We start from the raw sequence: 20,096 nt of genomic DNA on the forward strand, positions 1-20,096 counted from the left end.
CAGGTGATTGTAGGTCATATTGGTGTTTATGGCCTTATTGTAATCACGAGTCATATTCCCGTTGGAATCATAGGTGTAATCTGTGGTTTGATTGATGTTGTCTTTAAACCCAAAGTTGATGTTGCTGTTGTCTTGCACTTTGAGTAATTGATTACCGATACCACTACTGGAATAGGTGTAGTCCAGATTATCCATGGTTCCAAAGCTAGTAGCAGCGGAATTGGTCCATCCTTTTCTTTCCAGTTTGGTGATGTTTCCGTTTTTATCGTACTCGACCTTTTTAAGGCTGTAACGATCCCACCAGCCACCACCAGCAAACTGTGCTTTGGTTATGCGGTTTAAGTGATCGTAGTGGTAGAAATAATAGAATTTGGAGCTATTGGTATTCTTTGTAGACCACATGACCTGCGAGATGTTTCCGTTATAGAGGGGAGTAGCATTGGTCGAGTGAGTATCTCTGTCGTAGTAAAGGCGCATGGCAAATAGATCACCGCCTTTATTATCGGGGTTATTGATATCGGTAAGCCACCCTCTTACATTGTAGGTGTAGTCGATGTCTTGCACTCTATTTTGGTTTGTTTTTCCTCCAATGGACTTTTGAGTAAGCTGACCAATACCGTCATAGGTGTTTTCGGCAATAACTTCTGTAGCCCCACCATTGATCTGGTTGGTCGCCTGGCTTAGCGCTCCCACCTGGTTATAGGTAAATTTATCTACACTGGTAATGGTAGATTGACCTGTTTTACTATGCGTACTGGTGGTTTCTTCCACAAGACCTGCAAAATCAAATTTGGGTTTAACCTTATCGGTATAGTTAAGGAAAACTTGAACAATTCCTGCTTTAAAGTGAAAAGCGAGCTTTGGTCTCCAGGACTGATTGCTGGGGCAATCTTCCTTTGGTCCCTCTCCTGAAAATACGTCAAAAGCCCAATCCCGCTTTCACGGTCTTGTTTTTTCGTTTCTATCCGCTCCCTAAAGCAAGCTTTGGTTTCCAGGACTGATTGCTGGCGCAATCTTCCTTTGGTGCCACTCCTGAAAATACGTCAAAAGCCCAATCCCGCTTTCGCGGTCTTGTTTTTTTCGTTCAAACCTGCTCATCGAAGCAAGCTTCAATCGCAGATTTAAACGAAAAAGCCCATTCAAGGGAATGAGCTTTTTCGTGCTTTAAGTGGTACCTCCAGGAATCGAACCAGGGACACACGGATTTTCAGTCCGTTGCTCTACCAACTGAGCTAAGGTACCTAACCACGCTGTCAGGCAGCGTACCTTTTTCAAGGCGGGTGCAAATATAATTTTTATTACAGGATTATAAAACAAAAAAGGAAAAAAGGGGAAGAAATGCGCGAAGTCCAGTATTTTTAAGGAACGCTAGCCGCACATTAGGAGTGAATTTAGTTGTCGATATAGGGAATACCCGCGTGAAGCTCGGGGTTTTTGAGAAGGATCGACTGGTTTTTGACCAGGTGGTGGATCACGATCTCTTGGCTACCGCAGTCAAGGCTCTTTTTGAGCGCTATCCGCAAATTGAGCACGGCTTTTTGGCCCGGGTGGGTCAGTGCAACGAGCGGCACGAAAAGCTGCTCAGTCTTTTCTGCTCCTTCAAACTGCTCAATACCGAAACCCGACTCCCCTTTGTAAACGATTACGATACGCCCGAAACCTTGGGAGTCGATCGTATTGCTCTGGTCGCAGGTGCACACCACCATTACCCGCACCAAAATACCCTGGTCATTGATGCCGGAACCGCGATTACCTATGATTTGATCACCGACAGAGGCCATTATTTAGGAGGAACAATCGCCCCGGGATTGCAGATGAGGTACCGCGCCTTGAACGAGTTTACTGCTTCCTTGCCACTCCTAGATCCCCAGCCCTACAAAGGTCTCTTGGGACAGAACACCGAAGACAGTATTCACAGCGGGGTTTCTTACGCTGCTGTCTGTGAGATGGATGGTATGATCAATGCCTACAAAGAGCGCTTCCCACATTTAACAGTTATTTTAACAGGCGGAGACGCTCATTTTTTTGGTAAACGACTAAAAAATTCCATATTTGCCCATTCTAAAATTCTCTTGGAGGGCTTGAATTTCCTACTGGAATACAATAAATAGTCAATGTTGAAAAGGTTTTTGTCGGCACTCTTCTGTGTGCTCTCGTTTGCCCTTTATGCGCAAAATGGAAGTATATCGCCTTATTCCTCTTTCGGGATAGGGGAAGTCAGAGGACAAGCTACTGTAGAAAACCAGTCCATGGGTGGGCTGGCGATGTTTACCGACAGTATCCACGTCAACTTTCAAAATCCCGCTGCTTATGGGAACCTTCGAGTGACCAACTACGCTATCGGGATTTCTAGTCGAAACTTTACTTTAAAAGCTAATGGAGCAGACAACCAACGAGTTGCTGTTACTTCCCTGGATTACTTATCAGTAGGCTTCCCGGTCAGCCGCAAGGTGGCCGTTGGTTTTGGTTTACAACCCCTTTCTTCTGTGGGGTATAACCTGCAGCAAGAGACGGTGAACATGGACAACGACACCGTAGTCAACGCTTTTGACGGCGCAGGAGGTATTAGCCGGGTCTTTCTTTCTGCCGGATATCAGCCCATTCCTAATTTAAATGTTGGAGCTTCGGTGCGCTACAATTTTGGGGAAATCACCAACGACCGTATTCAGAGTGTACAGGACGTTCAATTTGGAACCTTGGATGAGCGAACGTCCAATGTGAATGGCTTCGACTTCAACTACGCGGTTACCTATACTCCCATGATTTTGAAGAACCGTTACCGACTTCACTCTTATATGGGGGTCGATACACAGGTCAACCTGAATTCAGAAAATACACAACGTATCGGTTCGTTCTCTCTAGTAAACGGTTCAGAAATCGAGGTCATTGATGTGGATTTAGCCGCTCAGGGACTCGCGAGAACAACCGTTACCCTTCCAACCACCTTGAGTGTGGGTCTTGGACTTGGGGTAGATAAGCAGTGGTTTGGAGGTCTGGAGATCCGTTCTCAGGACTACAGTGATTTCCAAAATACCTTTTTGCGAGTAGAGAATGTGGAGTATGGTCAGGCCAGTACGGTCATCTTGGGAGGTTACTATATTCCAGACTACAATGCCCTATCGGGGATTTACAACCGTATTGTTTACCGTGCAGGAGTTCGTTTCGATAAAACAGGACTTTCGGTAAACGGAGAAGAAATTAATAATTTTAGCATCTCCTTGGGTATGGGTATCCCTATGGGAGGTTCAATTACCGACCGATTTTCCAATTTAAACCTCGGGATAGAATTCGGAAATCGCGGTACAACGGCAGCTCAATTAGTGAAAGAAAACTATTTTGGCATCAAAATTGGGTTATCCTTAAATGATCGCTGGTTTATTAAGCGAGTGATCAATTAAACATTGAAAATATTGTACATTAACCACTTAATTGCACAATCATGAAGCGGAAAATTTACTCATCGATTATTTTGGGCCTTTTGGCGATCGGAATGGTCTCTGCACAGGCGCAAAACCAGGAGTGTATGACCAACCTCTCCATTTATTTTGAACATTACAAAGTAAAGAACTACGACGCGGCTTATGAACCATGGAAAATGGTTTACGAAACCTGCCCAAGCATCAATAAGGCTAACTTTACAGCCGGACGCAAAATTCTAACCCACAAAATCAAGAACAGCAGTGGTGCTGAAAAAACCAGTTATGTCCAAGACTACGTCAAGTTATTGGACGATGGCACTAAGTTTTTTCCTAAGAGTAACCCTCATGCTAAAAATATTGTAGACAAGGTTCTTATGCTTAGAGATAATGGTATGATCTCTGAGGATGAAATCTACAATCAATTGGACGCCGCCTTTAAGGCAGATCGCAAGAACTTTAAAAATCCAAGGGGACTCTATCTTTACTTTTCAACACTCGTCGATTTAAACATGGCGGGGAAGAAAGACCTGCAGGAGGTCTTTGATGTTTACGATGCTGTTCAGGGGAAAATCGAAGAAGAGAACCAAAAAATGATTGGATTGGTTCAAAAACTTCTTCCAAAAGAAGAGGCCAAGACCCTTTCTGCCAAAGAAAAGCGTCAGCTAAAGGCAGCCCGAGTAAACTCGGAATCCTATGGTAAGATTGCCGACAGTATCGATGCTAAATTGGGTCAGTTGGCGGACTGTGACAACTTGATACCTCTGTACCAAAAGAACTTTGATGCCAAGAAAGGCGACATCAAATGGGTGAAGTCTGCGGTTAGTCGCTTGTACACCAAAGAGTGCACAGACGATCCTATGTTCGAGAAGCTCTTCACCGAGCAGTTGAAGTTGGATCCTTCTGCGGATGCTTACTTCTACAGTGGAGTATTGAAAGATAAGAGCGGAAACACCAACGGTGCGATTGCCGATTACAACAAGGCCATAGAGTTGGAGGCAGATCCCAAGAGAAAGGCCGAGATCCTTTACAAGATTGCGACCAAGATGAACCGTTTGGGTCGTAAAGGACAGGCTAGAAGTTATGCCAGAAAGGCTTTACAAGCTGACCCGTCTATGGGGAAAGCTCACTTGATTATTGCTGCTCAGTACGCCAAGAGCGCCAATCAGTGTGGTAAGACGACTTTCGAGAAAAGAGCGATCTACTGGAAGGCTGCGGAAGAAGCCAGAAAGGCTGCCCGTGTAAATCCTGCATTGAAATCTCGTGTGGCGAGAACTGTAGCTAACTATATGGCAAAGGCTCCGACGAAGACCATGATCTTCAATGAAGGAATGGCCGGTAAGTCAGTAACCTTTGACTGTTGGGTCGGTGGAAGCGTTAAGGTGCCTAACCTGTAGAATTGAAGACAAAACATACATACATAAAGGACATTGCCATGGTTTTTGCCATGGCTTTGTCTTTTTGGTCCTGTGAAGACCAGTACGAGCGGGTGGGGGAAGAAGCGGGTACCTTTGTTTTTCCGCAGAGTGTTTCCGAAGGTTTTACCCTGACCTATACCGAGGCGGGTAAAGAGATGACCAACCAGGACACGACCCTGACCCGAGCCGTGGTTAAACTCTCTGCAGCTCGAAACGAGAACTACGAGAACATGCGTTTTCGCTACCAGGTTTTTCCGGAAGGGATGCGTCTGGAGTTCTATGATGATGAGGGGCAGATGAACATCATCGAGGCGGATTTTGCCATGGTGTATACCGATACCAACCTAATCGAACTCAAAGGCAATGTGGTGTTGACCAGTCACGACGGTAAGAAGTTGGAGGCGCCTCAAATGTATTACGACCGAGCGAACAACTGGATCTTTACAGAATCTTCTTTTCGCTACACCAATCCGGAAGACGGAACCATTATGATGGGGAAGGGTATGGATTTTGATCGTAATTTTACGAAAGTGCAGGCCCAGCGAACCGATGGGGTAATTGTCATTAAAGAGGAAGAATCATGATCAATATCTTACGTTATACCGAATACATCTACTTGGTGGTAGCCTTCTTTTCACTCTACCGATTGATCGGTATTTGGGGAACCGAAAGCGACGAGATCTACTTGTTCTTGTTCTTTTTTGTAGTCTCTTTGGGGATGTTCTTTTTCCGCCGGAACTTCCGTCGGAAATTCGAAAAACGAAACAAGGAAAAATAGGCCCTAAGCGGTGGATATCTACTTTTTGGTCATTGGCATTTCTCTGCTGTTCTCGGCCTTCTTTTCGGGAATGGAGATCGCCTTTGTTTCGGCCAATCGCATCCATATTGAGTTAGAGAAAAAGCAGGATGGTGTACTGGCCTATATCCTGACGCGGATCACCGAAAAACCGTCCAAATTTATTGCCACCATGCTTATTGGGAACAACCTCTCCCTGGTGGTCTATTCCTATTTTATGGGGAAGGTACTCATGAAGTGGTTCCCGACTCCTATAGGGGAGGCAACAGCCTGGTACAGTTTTTTCTTTGAGGACTTTGGGCTGTTTACTCATACGGTGATTTCGACCCTGATCATCTTTATTACTGCTGAGTTTTTACCTAAAGTTTTCTTCCAGATTTATTCCAATACCTTGCTGAAGTTGATGGCGATACCCGCTATATTTTTTACATCCTCTTCTCAGGCTTTTCCTGGTTGGTGATGCAGGTATCGGATTTTATCCTGAAAACCTTTTTCAAGACCGCCGGTGACGAGGTGCAGCTTTCTTTCAGTAAGATGGAGTTAGGGGATTATATCTCGGAGCAGGTGGAAGGCATGGAGACTGATGAAGAAATCGACAGCGAAATCCAAATCTTTCAGAATGCCCTGGAATTTGCCGAGGTCAAGGCCCGGGAGGTGATGGTACCTCGAACTGAGATTTGTGCCATAGAAATGCACGAAAGCCCTTCGGAACTCCGAAAACTCTTTACCGAAACGGGCTATTCCAAGATTTTTATATTCAAACAGAACATAGACGAAATCATCGGCTATACCCACTCTTTCGAGCTTTTCCGCAAGCCGAATTCCATCAAGAGTATTCTGCGTTCGGTGGAGTATGTGCCCGAAACCATGCTGATACAAGACATCCTCAACGTGCTGACCCGCAAACGCAAAAGCGTTGCGGTGGTGATCGATGAGTACGGTGGAACCTCCGGAATACTTACCGTGGAAGACATCATTGAAGAACTCTTTGGCGAGATAGAGGACGAGCACGATTCGACTGATTTGCAGGAGGATCAGCTCGGAGATGGCCGCTACTGCTTCTCTGCCCGTTTGGAAGTGGATTACCTCAATGAGCAGTACAAACTCGCTTTGCCGGAAGGGGAAGAGTACGAAACCCTGGGTGGGCTCATCGTACATCTGACCGAAGAAATCCCCGAGCAACAAACCCGTGTCGAAACCGAGGATTATCACTTTATCATCCGGGAAGTATCCAACAACAAAATTGATCTCGTCGAAGTCCAGAAGATCCAAGAGAATTAGTGACTTTCAGGCGCTTTTTTTCCTTTCCAAATTGAAAAAAAAGAGGTATTTTCGCCCCCTAAAATTTGTAGAAAAACCAGACTGCTATGGCAATCTTAGAGAATATTCGCAAGCGTACAACCATTCTTATCCTGATTATTGGGTTGGCGTTATTTGCTTTTGTAATTCAAGGAATCATCTCCAGTGACGGGACATTTGGCGGAGGAGCCAAGGTAGGCTCCGCTATTGCTGAAGTCAACGGAGAAGCCTTGAGTATCGATGATTTTCGAGTAACCCTGGACCGCAGAAAGCAGCAGTTCGGACGCGGAATGTCGCAAACCCAATTGGTTAAAACCGTGTACGATCAAGAAGTACGCGCCGAAATTCTAAGACAGCAATTCGACGATTTGGGATTGAATATTGGAAGTGACCAGATCGTGGATTACGTTCGCAAAAACAACTGGCAGTATCAGGTGCGTGAGTTTGGAGATGCCGACGGAAACTTTAACGAAGATTTGTTCCGCAGCACGATCCAGGAATGGAAAGAGACCAATCCCGTTCGTTACCAAGCGTGGTTGGATGATGAGGCCAACATCGCACAACAAGCCAAAGAGCAGTTGTTCTTCAATATGGTGAAGGCCGGTATCGGATCAACTTTATCAGAAGGAGAATTTGACTATGGTTTCAGCAACGATAAGATCAACATGGAGTTTGTGCGCATCCCTTACACTTCAGTGGCCGATTCTACTATTCCGGTTTCTAAGCAAGCCATCCAAGATTATATCAACAAGCACGAGGATGATTTCCAACAAGAGAATGCCCGTGATATTCGTTTCGTTTTCTTCCAGGAAAAACCTTCTGTAGAAGACGAGAATGCTGCGCAGAAAAGAGTGGAAGACCTCAAAGCAGACTTCACCACTACGGAAGACATGTTCGCCTTCTTGGAGTTTGATTCAGACACCAACTACGATTCAATTTACAAGCCACAAGGGCAATTGCCTTCTGCTTCTTTAGACAGCCTTTTGGCTTTGGAAGTTGGAGAAGTTTACGGCCCTTACCGCGATGCACAGAGCTTTAAAATAACTCGTATGATGGGCAAGAAGCCGAACGGGAATGTTCGCGCCAGCCACATCTTGTTCGCTTACGAAGGAGCTACCCGTGCTAATCCTGAAATCAAAAGAACAAAGGAAGAGGCGAAAGCGGAAGCCGATAAGATTTTGGTAGAGGCTCTTAAAGAAGGAGCTGACTTTGCCGCCTTGGCAAGAGAGAATTCAGATGGACCCTCTGCACCACGAGGAGGAAATCTTGGATTCTTCCAGGATAATGGAACTATGGTCGAGGAGTTCAGTGATTTCTGTTTCTCCAATGAAGTAGGTGCTATTGATTTGGTAGAGACTGAATTTGGTTTCCACATTATCAAGGTAGAAGAAAAGCAGGATCTTTTCCAGGTTGCTCACTTGACCGCCAATATTGAGCCGAGTGAAGAAACCACCAACGCTTTGTACCAAGAGGCTTCTTCTTTCCAGAAAGCAGTAATGGAAGCGGATGCCAATGAATTTGACGACATCACCAAAGAGAAGAATTACATCCTACGCCCGGTAAACAAGGTGAAGGAGTTGGACGAAAACCTGCCGGGATTGGGTGAGCAGCGCGCGATTGTTCAGTGGGCTTTTAACGAAGAGCGAGCGGTAGGTGATATTGATCGTTTTTCGACCTCTGAAGGCTATGCGGTTGTTCAGGTGACTAAGCGATACAATAAAGGCTTGATGAGTCCTGAAGACGCCTCAGCGACGGTATTGCCCATCTTGAGAAAAGACATCAAAGCTGATCAAATCATGGCGGCCAACAAAGGCAAGTCTATGGAGCAAATCATTCAGGAAAGCGGAGCGAGTAAAAATACCGTTTCTGCTATTACGATGAAGGCACCGACCCTAGCTGGTGCTGGATCAGAACCTGCGGTTGTCGGGACTGCTTTTGCTTTGGAAGTAGGACAGACTTCTGGCCTGATCAAAGGAGAAACTGGGGTGTTTTTGGTTAAAGTATTGTCCAAAGAAGACGCAGTGAAGTTGCCAAATTTCAGCACTTTCGCGAATACTTTGACAACAACAACTCGTTCAAAAGCGAACACTACGGCCTACGAAGCGCTTAAAAAAGGAGCAGAAATTGACGATTTCCGGGGGGATTTCTATTAAATGCACTTTTAGTCTGACTGTTCTGTCTTAGACAGAAGGACTGGTTAAAGAGAAGGATACAGCAATTGTTCCGTAGTGAGCAGGGTGTTGTATCCTTTTTCTTTGAAATAAAGGGAAGCTTTTGCAGGATCCTGTGCTGTGGCAAGAATAAAATCTCCTCCCCAGGCTCCCAGACTTTTTATCACCCCTTGGGTGTAATCCGAGAAGTGACTGTCTTGCACCGGTGGCATCCCAAGAATTGCTCCGAGTAGTTCTTCGTGTTTCGATAAGAGCTGTTCAAAAGAAGAGAGTTCGGTGGCCTGACTACAAGCCAAACTCAGGGCGCTGATTTGCTCCAAAAAATCCTCGAGTTCCTGCTTAGAAAAGTTGGCCGTGCGTTTGCGATACTGCTCAATAGCCGAGCGGCTGTCTTGTTTGACTTCCCGGTAGACCCAAAGCAGTTGCTGACTAAACGTCCATGGCAAATCCACGTCTTCCTGCTTAGGCCCATTTTCCAGTCCATACAGCAAGGCCTTCTCCGCCCCTGCGCAGGCAAGATCGTAGCCGCTACCGCTTTTTCCAAAGCTCTTGTACATCAGTTCATAAGGATCGACTCCTGCCCATTGGGCCAGAAGGTGCAAAAGGGTAGAGGAACTACCCAGTCCCCATTGGCGTGGAAATTCCAGAAGGGCTTCTATTTGTAGCGGTTGCTTTTCTTCCAGAAATACAGGATTGAGCTCTCTGGCCGCCCCTAAGAGCTGCTCTAGGCGTTCACCGACTACGATGTCGTTGGATTCGAGAAGATGCCCCTCTAGGTCGAATTGAGCCTCAAACCAAGGCGAAGCTTCTCCTTTGACCTGGCTCTTCCAAACAATATGATCTGAAGTCCCGCTTTGAAGGTGCAGGGATTGCCCTTGTATGGTGGGGATGGCCAGCGCTAGGGCACCGTCCAGTACGGCGTATTCCCCGGTGATCAACAGTTTGCCTCTACCGTAATAGCGCTTTTCTTGCATCCTTATTTATTGCGGTGTTCGGTCAATGCTTTTTCGACCGCGGCATTGCTCACGGTATGGTCTTTAAAGTAATCCACCAGGGCTTCTTTTTCATCTGAACTTGCACCGAGTTGATTCAAGATATTCAAGAGGTGCATTTTCATGTGCCCTTTTTGAATTCCAGTAGTAGTCAAAGAACGCAAAGCAGCGAAGTTCTGTGCGAGTCCCGCTACGGCCGTGATGCCCATAAGTTCCTGTGCGTTGGGTTTTCCTAAGACATCCAGGGCGAGCTTAACCATAGGATGAAGACGCGTTAAGCCTCCCACTGTTCCCAAAGCCAAAGGCAGGTCCATCCAGAACCGGAAACAGAGTTCTCCGTCGATCTCTTTGATTTCGGCCTCGGAAAGGCTGCGGTACTGTCCGTCGCGCGCAGCATAGGCGTGAACCCCGGCTTCGATAGCTCTAAAGTCATTTCCGGTAGCGAGTACGACCGCATCGATACCGTTCATAATCCCCTTGTTGTGGGTGACAGCCCGGTAAGGCTCTTCTTTGGCTATTTCAACCGCCTGCACGAACTTTCTTGCAAAACCTTCTCCGTCCATACCTGCTTCAGCCATTTGAGACACTGGGCAACTCACTTCAGCTCGAACCAGGCAATCCGGCACGTAGTTGCTTAAAATACTCATGACCACTTCGACCGGGTAGGCCTGCATTGAAGGGTGTTCTGCGGCCAGTATTTCGAGGCTTTTGGCCATTTGTTCTAAACAGGTGTTGATGAAGTTTGCCCCCATCGCATCCTTGGTTTCGAAGGCGGCGTGCAACTGGTAGTAGTGCTCAATACTTGCGGTCTTGTCTCGCAGCTGCAAGTCCAAGATGCCCCCTCCTCGGGAGCGCATTTTTTCGGTGAGTTCATCAGTATCAGCCAAAATCTGGGACTTGACCTCTTCAAAAAACTGCTGAACAACACCCTCTGGTGCAGCACACACAAAGTGAACCTGTCCTACTTTTTCTGTCTTGAGGACGGTCGCCTTAAAACCACCTCTTTCGCCCCAGTACTTGGCCGCTTTACTGGCAGCCGCAACCACAGAACTCTCTTCAATGGCCATGGGCACCGCATAAAGCTGCCCATTGATCTCAAAGTTGGGCGCGATGGCGAAGGGCAAGAAGTAATTCGAGAGGGTGTTCTCGATAAATTCTTCGTGCAACTGCTGGGTGGCGGGGTCTGGATGCCAATAGGATTGGAGTAGCTCAATGGTCCCTTGTGGGTCCTCGGTATACTCTTGACTGAGCCAGGCCATTTTTTCGGCCTTACTGAGTTTGGAAAAACCGCTGATTGGTTTTTTCATGTGCTTGGAATAAGAAGTGCAAAGATAAAGATTCACAAGGGGAAGACCCTTTGGCCTTGTTTTTGTACCTCCCAAAAACGAAAGTTTACTATTCCCTAAATAATTAGTAAACTTGATGTCAGACTATAACTCAAAAAACCGTATGAAAACTAACTTTTTCGGGTTGGTAATCGCTTTGGTGTTTAGCCTTAGCCTTACTGCCCAGCAAAAGGCCATTACCCTCGAAGAAATATGGGGTGGCGCCTTTAGGACCGAAGGCATCAATTCACTTCGTTCCATGAACAACGGGCGTCAATACACTGTCCTCAATTTCGAAAACGGCCAAAGCCAAATCGACAAGTACGAGTACAAGGGCTTGGCCAAAGTGGGAACCATCCTCAGTTCTTCTCAAGAGGGCGTTCCACGTTTCAGCAGCTACACCTTTAGCGCAAACGAAAGTCAAATCCTTCTGGGATCCGAATTTGAACGTATTTTCCGCTGGTCTACCATAGGACGTTACTTTGTGTACGATGTCGAAAGCAAGAAGACCATCTCTGTCGCCGACGACAAAATCATGGCCCCGGCGCTTTCTCCTGACGGAAAGCATGTGGCTTACGTGAAAGACAACAACATCTATGTTTTTGAGATCGCTTCTCAGAGCACCCGTCAATTGACTACCGACGGTCAAAAAGGAAGCATTATCAACGGGGTAACCGATTGGGTGTACGAAGAGGAGTTCGGATTTGTGCGGGCTTACCAATGGAACAGCGACGGCACCCGCATCGCCTTTATTCGCTTTGACGAAAGTGAAGTGCCTCAGTTCTCTATGGACGTGTACGGGACCAACCTGTATCCATATCAATACGAATTCAAGTACCCCAAAGCGGGAGAAACCAATGCAACTGTTAGCTTGCACCTGCTTGAAGTGGCCTCCGGCGATACCAAGGAAGTGGATTTAGGAGATGCCTATTACATCCCCCGCATCAAGTGGAGAAACCACGCAGACAAGCTGAGTGTGCAAACCCTCAACCGCCACCAGAATCACCTGAAGCTCCACAATGTGGATGCGACGACAGCGACAGCGTCTGTTTTACTGGAAGAAAAAGACGAGGCCTATGTCGATATCACCGACGACCTGACCTTCCTGGAAGACGATAGCTTTATCTGGACCAGTGAGCGCGACGGTTGGAACCACATCTACCACTACGACGTCAATGGAAAGTTGAAGAATCAAGTGACCAAAGGGCCTTGGGAAGTGACCTCTTACTACGGTTACGACGCTTACAACAAGCGTATTTTCTATCAATCAACCGAGATGGGATCCATCAACCGCGATGTGTACAGTATCCGCAGCAATGGAAAGCGTAAAAACCGCTTGACCACCAAGACCGGAACCAATTCAGCGCAGTTCAGCAAGAAGTTCCTCTACTTTGTCAATACCTTCTCGAGTGCCGATACTCCTTACGAGTTCAGCCTGCATTTGGCCCGCGACGGGATGTTTATGCAGAAAATGAAAGACAACAAGGCGCTGATGACCAAGTTGGAAGGCTACGAAATCAGCCCGAAAGAGTACTCGACGATTTCGGTCAACGGGAACGACTTGAACATGTATATGATCAAGCCGAAAGACTTTGATCCCAACAAAAAGTACCCTCTTTTTATGTTCCAATACAGTGGGCCTGGCTCTCAGCAAGTAGCCAACCGCTGGTTAGGAGCCAATGACTACTGGCACCAAATGCTGGCTTCCGAAGGCTATATTATTGCCTGTGTGGACGGACGAGGTACAGGTCTAAAGGGCCGTGATTTCAAGAAGGTGACCTATATGAACCTGGTGAAGTACGAAACAGAAGACCAAATTGCAGCCGCAAAGGAATTGAGCAAGTTGCCTTATATCGACGAGAACCGCACCGGAATTTGGGGCTGGAGTTACGGAGGGCATATGTCCACCAACTGCCTCCTCAAAGGAAACGATACCTTCGAAATGGCTATCGCCGTTGCTCCGGTAACCAGCTGGAGGTTTTACGACACCATCTATACCGAGCGCTTTATGCGTACTCCACAGGAGAATCCTGATGGCTACGACAACGAATCGCCTTTCAACTATCCTGAGCTCCTCAAAGGGAAGTACCTTTTGGTCCACGGCTCCGGAGACGATAACGTACACGTGCAGAATTCCATGAGAATGATCGAAGCCCTGGTGCAAGCCAACAAGAGCTTTGACTGGGCGATTTACCCAGACCGAAACCACGGAATCTATGGCGGAAACACCCGTCTGCACCTCTATACCAAGATGACACAATTCGTAAAAGACAACCTGTAAAGCCATATTATGAGTGAAGTACAAACTCCCCAAGCGGCACCTTCTAACAAAGGGCCAAAAGATATTTTAGGGCATCCACAAGGGTTATTTTACCTCTTCTTTGCTGAGCTCTGGGAACGATTCAGTTTCTATGGGATGCGGGCGCTTCTTACCCTGTACATGGTGCAGGTTATTTTTGAGGCTTTAACCGAGCGTGATTTTGCTACGGCCGCAGTCTACGCGTCCTACGGTTCATTGGTTTACGCTTCGACTGTCATCGGCGGACGTATTTCGGATAAGATTCTTGGAATGCGCCGTTCCATCTTTCTGGGAGGTATCTTGATGGCCATAGGTCATTTTGTTTTGGCCATTGAAAATGACATCGCTTTCTTTTTAGCGCTCTCCTTTATCATTGCAGGGAATGGGTTTTTTAAACCCAATATTTCCACTTTCGTAGGAACCTTATACGAAGATGGAGACACCCGAAAAGACTCTGGTTTTACCATTTTCTATATGGGAATCAATATTGGGGGCTGGGTTGCTCCCCTCTTGTGTGGATGGTTAGCCGCGGAATATGGCTGGCATTATGGTTTCGGCTTGGCTGGTATAGGGATGTTAGCCGGACTGCTTTTCTTTTGGAGCGGAATTCGCAAAGGTGTCTTTGGTGACCGAGGTCTACCACCGAGTGAGGAAGTCATCAACAAGAAGGTTCTCGGGATAAAGCAATCCGTTCTCATACCCATTTTAGCATTCGCTTCTGCGCCAGGAATCGCCTTTCTTTTATCTTCTTATAAATCTATAGGAACGGAGGGCAGCTTCTTCGAGGAAATGAATTTGGTCAATGTGATCTTCTATGCCTTGGGTGTTTTTATCCTTCTCTATTTGGCTTTCATTCTCTTTAAGGCTTCGGTAGATGAGCGTAAAAAATTGTTTGTTGCTATTTTGATTACGGTATTCATGACCATTTTCTGGGGCTTCCATGAATTGTCCGGAAGTGTGATTACCCTATTTGCAGCCCGAAATGTAGAATTGAGTTTAATGACGGCGGCTCAGACAAATTCGCTGAATTCGATGTTCATTATCATCCTCGCGATTCCGATCTCCTTGATGTGGACATCTCTGGCCAAGAAAAAGCGCAATCCACGTACACCTTATAAGTTCGGTATGGGATTACTCTTTGCTGGTATTAGTTTTTATGTACTGGCCATTAGTGGAACAAGTGCCAACGAAGATGGGTTAGTACCCTTTGCCTATTTACTGTTGATGTATTTCTTGCTTTCTGTCGGGGAACTGTTTATGTCGCCTGTTGGATTGTCCAAGATCACGGACCTTTCGCCAAAACGTATTGTAGCCTTTATGATGGGGGTATGGTTCCTCTCTTCAGCTTTCGCCTTCCAAGTTGTAGGTTTTATTGGGAAACAGTTGGCCATCGAAAGTACAGATGCAGATGTGGGTGGATTTGATACCCTAACGGTTTATACAGACGGCTTTATGCTGATCGCTCAATACTCCATTGGTGCAGGTTTGATCGTCCTAATCGCTTCGCCACTAATTAAACGCTTAATGGGCAACGTTCACTAGGAATGTGTCCTTAATTCATTCAAAGGGAGCTTTCAGCACGAAGGCTCCCTTTTTTGTGTCGAGTAAAAGCCAATACCCCGCTTCTTACAGCTAGCTTCCCATAATGGCAGTAAATAGCTAGCATTGCTTCCATCGGCCACCACCAGATCCGGTCTGAAGTGGTCGAGAGCCTCATCGAGGTGAATTTTAGGAGAATCCTGCAGCCATAGAATAACCCGATCGACTTCCTCATGCACAGGGGGATCGGTCAGCCGGACCAAAGCCGTTGTGCAGCCTTCCTCAGAATGAAAGAGTAACCCTCCTGCAGGGAAGACCGCCGGGGGCAACTCATGAAGTCCTTTTTGGTTGATCAGGTCGCGGTATACCCAAGACCAATTCACAGCCTTTTGGTCCTCTGAAGGGATTGGGTAGATGCGCAGACCCAAGCCTTCTTTCGCAACCAAGGCGCTGTGTCTCCATTGGTGGGGGATGTAGTAGTAGTCTTCTGAACTTTCTTGGTACACCAAGTAGAAATGGGTCAGTTGAAGGCAAATCACGAGCCCCAGAGAAGACTGTAGAAACAGCGCACGACCTCTTTCCAAAAAGAAGCCCAGGCAAAGAAGGGCCCCATAGCACAGTAATACTTCTTCTAGTCGAAAAGGGATTCCTTCCTTAAACCAGGCCCAGTCCGCAAGCCAACCCAGCAGCTGTTGAATGCCCTGTAAAGTAGAGTCCCCGAGCTGAGCCATGCCCGAGGTAGGCCATAACTCGACTAAGGGCCATTGCAACCAAAGAATAGCCAGAACAGGTCCTAGAAGCGGCAATACAAGAGCGTTGGAAAGGAGAAAACTGAACGAAAATTGATGGAACCTAAAAAGACAAAGGGGCAATACGCCCAGTTGAGCAGCCAGAGAGGTGCGCAAAAACTCAATCACTTGATGGGCTGGTCTTTCGAGAAAGATCTGGTTGGCCCACAGAATAAAGAAGACGGCTCCATAACTCATCAAAAAACCCAACTGCAGTAAGGAAGCAGGATCCACCAACAAAGTCAAGAAGGCAGCAGAGGCTAGTGCTTGAAGGGCGGGGGTGTGTTGTTGACGACTCTGAGCGATTTCGAGTATGCCAAATAGCACCACGGCTCTGACCACCGAGGGCGAAAGCCCGGTGATCAAGGCGTAGCTGAGCAGAAGTATGAAATACAGAACCCGTAAGCCTCCCCGTCGATGGCGCAACAAGGGGATCAAACGCATCCCTCTCTGAACAAAGAGTAGGAGCAGGCCCACATGAAGGCCAGAAACAGCCAACAGATGCATCAACCCGGTCCGTTTAAAGTTTGCCTTGAGCTCTTGATCTAAATCTGTTTTGTCGCCCAGTATGAGGGCCATAAACAGTTGTTGAGAACCCGGGTTCCATTCGGCCAGGGCGAGCCTTGCACGCGTATGCCGCTTTAACTGCTCCACCTTTCTCCTAAGTATAAGGACAAGGGAATACTCCTTGCCCAAAAGCTCAATGGAATCCGTTCTAAGTTGAGCCTTGAATCCCTGCAAATGCAGGTAATGACCGTAGTCAAACTGTCCCGGATTTTGAGGTTGGGATAAGGCTTGGAGTTTGCCCCTCACCCAAAGTTGATCACCGGGTAAGTAAGATGTGACTTGGCGAGGGATGAGGAGGAGGTAGTCAGCTGCCCTGTAGCGTTGGTAGTAGGGACTCGGTTTGAGGACCTCAGAAATGGTCAGTTGGCCCTGTCTATACTCCGAAAGTACCGCTGTCCGAGGGTGGTAAGGACCTTGACATTCCGCCCGAAATAGGCCGAGGCTGATCAGGGTAGAGACCAGTAGGAGCTCCCGGAGCACTCTTTTGTCTCCCGGACAAAACAGCGAGAGTAGACCACTCAGTAAAAGAGCAGCAAGCAGGATCCCGTTTGGGATTTCACAATAATAGGCCACCAGGAGCCCTGCGATGTAGTAACACGTACACCGCCCCAGAGCTGAATAAAGCACTACCTATAAAAATCGGGAGGCCTGAACAAAGGCGCGACTCCAGTATTTTTCGGTAAGGGAAGAAACCATAACGCCTCGAGAAGAAGAGGCGTGAATAAACCGGATATCATCGACACTGACCTTGACGACAAGGCCCACATGGTTGATCCGTCGACCTCTGGAGGACGTTTTGAAGAAAAGCAGATCACCTTTGCGTACCTGCCCCAACCCAATACGACGCCCCTCCTGCGCCATTTCATGGGAGATTCTGGGGAAGGAAATTCCGTGTGTTTTCAAACTGACGTAGATCAGACCGGAACAGTCCATACCTGAGCCGGTCGTTCCGCCAAAGAGATAGGGAGTCCCTTGGTATTCCTGGGCGGTTTCAATGATGAGATCCGCTTTGGAAGCGGGTACTCTTACTTCTTTGTGATCCGATTTTTGGGGAAGTTTAACCTCGGCTTCTTCTACCTCGGCCTTTTCTTGTTTGGCGCGGGAAGATACCGTTCGCTTAGAGCTGCAACTTTGCATACTCAGAGTCACGACCAAAAGAGAACTAATAAAGGCGATTTTGGGGTGTTTCATAGGCACGGTTTTAATCGAGAGCGACTAGTTTCTTTCTAACAAAAGCCGGGCCACTTTCTCACTTGCTCCAGGCCCTCCCAGCTTCTGGGCCAATTGCTCATAGTCTTTGAGCATCTTTTCGCGTTGTGGTCCTTCCAAAATTAAGGAGAGTTCCTGCACCAAATGAGCAGTGGTCAAATCATTTTGGATAAGTTCCTTGACTACAGGCCGATCCATGATCAGGTTGACCAAAGAAATATAGTCCAGCGTAATAATGCGCTTCGCAATTTGGTAGGAGATCCAGTTGCCTTTATAACAGACCACCTGGGGCACCTTAAACAGGGCGGTCTCCAGGGTGGCTGTACCGCTGGTGACCAAGGCGGCATACGCATGGGTAAGCAGGGCATAGGTCTGCTTGTCGACCAGGCGAATGCTGTGGTTCATCAAATAAGGATCGTACACTTCCCGATCCAAGCCCGGCGCTTTGGCGATAACAAATTCATAGCCCTGAACGGAAGAAACTACAGAGAGCATGATTTCTAGCATGGACCGCACCTCTTGCTTTCGACTCCCCGGTAACAAAGCAATGATGGGCTTGCCTGCAGGCAAGGCATTCTGGGTACGGAATTCATCCTCCGAAGGCAATTGGGCCCCGGCGATTTCGTCCAAAAGCGGATGCCCGACAAAGTCGACCGGAAATTGATGTTTGTCCTCGTAAAAAGATTTTTCGAAAGGCAAGATCACAAACATGCGATCAATGCTGGCCTTGATTTTTTCGATGCGGCCTTCTCTCGAAGCCCAGATTTGGGGAGAGATGTAGTAGTTGGTTTTGTAACCCGCCTCTTTGGCCCATTTAGCAATCCGAAGGTTAAAACCGGAGAAGTCAATAAAGATGATTTGATCCGGAGCAAACTCGGCAATGTCTTCTTTGCAGTAACTGATGTTGCGAAAGATCTTGCGGATGTTTAACAGCACTTCCAAAAAGCCCATAAAGGCCATTTTCTTGTAGTGCATGGCCAAGGAGCCTCCGGCCGCCTCCATGCGATCACCACCCCAGCAGCGGATTTCGGCATCCGGGCGTTGAGTAAGCAGGGCCTTGATCAGGTTGGATCCGTGCAGATCTCCTGAGGCTTCTCCCGCAATGATATAGATTTTCACGGCTCGAGGAATTTAAAGACCAGAATAATCATGGCCGTTAAGATGGTTGCCATCATGACACCACGGGCTCTGTAGTCTCTTTTGATGCGCAAAAAGCCAAAGAAGGCCACCAAATTTAGGATGGCGCCCAAGGCCAATAAGGTCCCGGTATGCCCTTCCTCGTAAGCGGCTTCAAAGGTGGCCTGAATCCCCATAGTGGAGAAGAGAACGATATAGGCGAGGTTCCTATGGTGTTGGCGATCACGCCTACGGCAAATCCAATTGCTATTTCTTTCTTAATCATTGAGTTTCCATCGGTTCAGTTGAGACATAGCGTGGTGTGCGGTCATGTCGAATTGGGTAGGTACCACGCTGACATAGCCCTGTTCCAGTGCGTGTACATCGGTATCGGTACCTGTATCCAGTAATTCAAATTCACCAGAAAGCCAGTAGTACTGTTTTCCGGTGGGGCTGGTGCGTTTGTCAAACTGTTCTCTCCAATTGGCTCGGGCCTGACGGCACACGCGAATGCCCTTTAGGGGTTTTTCGGTCTTGGGAATATTGACGTTGAGCACAGTTCCTTCAGGAATCCCGTTTTCCAAGGCTTGGCGAACGATGCGCTTGATCCAGGGTTCACAGGGATTGAAATCAGCCTTCCAGGAATAGTCGCAGAGCGAAAATCCAATGGCTGGAATCCCTTCGATACCCGCTTCAATGGCCGCACTCATGGTGCCGGAATAAATCACGTTGATCGAGTGATTAGCCCCGTGGTTGATCCCGCTCACACAGAGGTCCGGGCGGCGGTCTAGGATCTCTTGAAGGCCTAATTTCACGCAATCCGCCGGTGTGCCGCTGCAGCTGTATTCCAGAGGCGCTCCATCGGCTTTATCAATGATGACCTGTTTAGAATACAGGGTGCTATCGATAGTAATGGCGTGCCCCATTCCGGATTGGGGGCTGTCGGGAGCGACCACAACCACATCGCCTATTTCTTTCATATACCGAATCAGGTGCCGAAGACCGGGTGCGGTAATTCCATCGTCGTTCGTTACAAGAATCAGGGGTCTCTTCAAACTCACAAGCGTTTTTGTATACTTTCTACCTCAAAAATACGTTTTCCCTAAGAATGCAAAGGACAGGGGTTTAACAATTAATTACCAGGCAGAGCCCCATTTCTGG

The 20,096-nt window shown here is 47.4% G+C and carries 15 protein-coding genes, 1 tRNA gene and 2 pseudogenes; 9 read left to right on the plus strand and 9 right to left on the minus strand.

Features of this window, described 5'->3' with window-relative positions; all coding sequences use genetic code 11:
• Positions 1–771, minus strand: a pseudogene (locus tag BST99_RS13395) (RHS repeat domain-containing protein); the annotation flags it as partial.
• A 398-nt stretch (positions 772–1,169) separates the two neighbouring features.
• Positions 1,170–1,242, minus strand: a tRNA-Phe gene (locus tag BST99_RS13400).
• A 143-nt stretch (positions 1,243–1,385) separates the two neighbouring features.
• Between BST99_RS13400 and BST99_RS13405 the strand changes: the two genes are divergently transcribed.
• The 7 genes and pseudogenes from BST99_RS13405 to BST99_RS13435 all read left to right on the plus strand — a co-directional run bounded on the left by BST99_RS13405 (position 1,386) and on the right by BST99_RS13435 (position 9,082).
• Positions 1,386–2,111 carry a type III pantothenate kinase gene (locus tag BST99_RS13405; protein WP_105002248.1) on the plus strand — a complete coding sequence of 242 codons (726 nt, stop codon included), beginning with the start codon at positions 1,386–1,388 and terminating at the stop codon, positions 2,109–2,111.
• Between the two features lie 3 nt (positions 2,112–2,114).
• Positions 2,115–3,398, plus strand: coding sequence for a hypothetical protein (locus BST99_RS13410; RefSeq protein WP_105002249.1), 1,284 nt, complete (start codon positions 2,115–2,117; stop codon positions 3,396–3,398).
• Between the two features lie 41 nt (positions 3,399–3,439).
• Positions 3,440–4,813 carry a tetratricopeptide repeat protein gene (locus BST99_RS13415; RefSeq protein WP_105002250.1) on the plus strand — a complete coding sequence of 458 codons (1,374 nt, stop codon included), beginning with the start codon at positions 3,440–3,442 and terminating at the stop codon, positions 4,811–4,813.
• A gap of 2 nt (positions 4,814–4,815) precedes the next feature.
• Positions 4,816–5,418, plus strand: a complete 603-nt coding sequence (gene lptC / locus BST99_RS13420; protein WP_245916275.1) for an LPS export ABC transporter periplasmic protein LptC — start codon at positions 4,816–4,818, stop codon at positions 5,416–5,418.
• Positions 5,415–5,612 (plus strand): hypothetical protein, encoded by a 198-nt coding sequence (locus BST99_RS13425; protein WP_105002252.1) that lies wholly within the window; start codon positions 5,415–5,417, stop codon positions 5,610–5,612. The genes lptC and BST99_RS13425 overlap by 4 nt, the downstream gene beginning before the upstream one ends.
• A 70-nt stretch (positions 5,613–5,682) precedes the next feature.
• Positions 5,683–6,911: pseudogene (locus BST99_RS13430) on the plus strand (hemolysin family protein).
• An 86-nt stretch (positions 6,912–6,997) separates the two neighbouring features.
• The gene (locus tag BST99_RS13435; protein ID WP_105002253.1) at positions 6,998–9,082 is read left to right on the plus strand and encodes a peptidylprolyl isomerase; all 2,085 of its coding nucleotides are present in this window, start codon (positions 6,998–7,000) and stop codon (positions 9,080–9,082) included.
• Between the two features lie 44 nt (positions 9,083–9,126).
• Here the strand turns inward: BST99_RS13435 and BST99_RS13440 are convergent, their stop codons facing one another.
• Positions 9,127–10,074 carry a GYDIA family GHMP kinase gene (locus BST99_RS13440; RefSeq protein WP_105002254.1) on the minus strand — a complete coding sequence of 316 codons (948 nt, stop codon included), beginning with the start codon at positions 10,072–10,074 and terminating at the stop codon, positions 9,127–9,129.
• A 2-nt stretch (positions 10,075–10,076) separates the two neighbouring features.
• A complete protein-coding gene (locus BST99_RS13445; RefSeq protein WP_105002255.1) occupies positions 10,077–11,399 on the minus strand; it encodes a hydroxymethylglutaryl-CoA reductase, degradative in 1,323 nt (440 codons plus the stop codon).
• Positions 11,400–11,541: 142 nt separating this feature from the next.
• On the opposite strand from BST99_RS13445, the gene BST99_RS13450 reads away from it, so the two are divergent.
• Positions 11,542–13,698 (plus strand): S9 family peptidase, encoded by a 2,157-nt coding sequence (locus BST99_RS13450; protein WP_105002256.1) that lies wholly within the window; start codon positions 11,542–11,544, stop codon positions 13,696–13,698.
• A gap of 9 nt (positions 13,699–13,707) precedes the next feature.
• Positions 13,708–15,258 (plus strand): peptide MFS transporter, encoded by a 1,551-nt coding sequence (locus tag BST99_RS13455; RefSeq protein WP_105002257.1) that lies wholly within the window; start codon positions 13,708–13,710, stop codon positions 15,256–15,258.
• 32 nt (positions 15,259–15,290) lie between these two features.
• On the opposite strand, the gene BST99_RS13460 is transcribed toward BST99_RS13455, so the two are convergent.
• The 5 genes from BST99_RS13460 to surE form a co-directional block, all read right to left on the minus strand.
• Positions 15,291–17,237, minus strand: a complete 1,947-nt coding sequence (locus tag BST99_RS13460) for a ComEC/Rec2 family competence protein (protein WP_105002258.1) — start codon at positions 17,235–17,237, stop codon at positions 15,291–15,293.
• Between the two features lie 3 nt (positions 17,238–17,240).
• Positions 17,241–17,801, minus strand: coding sequence for a C40 family peptidase (locus BST99_RS13465; RefSeq protein WP_181044239.1), 561 nt, complete (start codon positions 17,799–17,801; stop codon positions 17,241–17,243).
• Positions 17,802–17,825: 24 nt separating this feature from the next.
• Positions 17,826–18,938: a lipid-A-disaccharide synthase gene (lpxB, locus tag BST99_RS13470; protein ID WP_105002259.1), complete on the minus strand. Its 1,113-nt coding sequence runs from the start codon at positions 18,936–18,938 to the stop codon at positions 17,826–17,828.
• Positions 18,935–19,132 (minus strand): hypothetical protein, encoded by a 198-nt coding sequence (locus tag BST99_RS13475; protein WP_317046180.1) that lies wholly within the window; start codon positions 19,130–19,132, stop codon positions 18,935–18,937. Before BST99_RS13475 ends, lpxB begins: the two co-directional genes overlap by 4 nt.
• Before the next feature lie 81 nt (positions 19,133–19,213).
• Entirely contained in the window at positions 19,214–19,990 is a 777-nt protein-coding gene (surE, locus tag BST99_RS13480) for a 5'/3'-nucleotidase SurE (RefSeq protein WP_105002536.1), read from the minus strand.
• Positions 19,991–20,096 lie beyond the last annotated feature (106 nt).

This window comes from Aureicoccus marinus (genome assembly GCF_002954325.1).
Lineage (GTDB): Bacteria > Bacteroidota > Bacteroidia > Flavobacteriales > Flavobacteriaceae > Aureicoccus > Aureicoccus marinus.

Excerpts from the sequence above, each read along its gene's own strand:
- BST99_RS13410 (WP_105002249.1), top strand. The coding sequence starts at position 2,115 with ATGTTGAAAAGGTTTTTGTCGGCACTCTTCTGTGTGCTCTCGTTTGCC.
- BST99_RS13425 (WP_105002252.1), top strand. The coding sequence starts at position 5,415 with ATGATCAATATCTTACGTTATACCGAATACATCTACTTGGTGGTAGCC.
- BST99_RS13440 (WP_105002254.1), bottom strand. The coding sequence starts at position 10,074 with ATGCAAGAAAAGCGCTATTACGGTAGAGGCAAACTGTTGATCACCGGG.
- BST99_RS13445 (WP_105002255.1), bottom strand. The coding sequence starts at position 11,399 with ATGAAAAAACCAATCAGCGGTTTTTCCAAACTCAGTAAGGCCGAAAAA.
- BST99_RS13455 (WP_105002257.1), top strand. The coding sequence starts at position 13,708 with ATGAGTGAAGTACAAACTCCCCAAGCGGCACCTTCTAACAAAGGGCCA.
- BST99_RS13475 (WP_317046180.1), bottom strand. The coding sequence starts at position 19,132 with ATGGGGATTCAGGCCACCTTTGAAGCCGCTTACGAGGAAGGGCATACC.
- BST99_RS13435 (WP_105002253.1), top strand. The coding sequence starts at position 6,998 with ATGGCAATCTTAGAGAATATTCGCAAGCGTACAACCATTCTTATCCTG.
- BST99_RS13450 (WP_105002256.1), top strand. The coding sequence starts at position 11,542 with ATGAAAACTAACTTTTTCGGGTTGGTAATCGCTTTGGTGTTTAGCCTT.
- BST99_RS13465 (WP_181044239.1), bottom strand. The coding sequence starts at position 17,801 with ATGAAACACCCCAAAATCGCCTTTATTAGTTCTCTTTTGGTCGTGACT.
- BST99_RS13415 (WP_105002250.1), top strand. The coding sequence starts at position 3,440 with ATGAAGCGGAAAATTTACTCATCGATTATTTTGGGCCTTTTGGCGATC.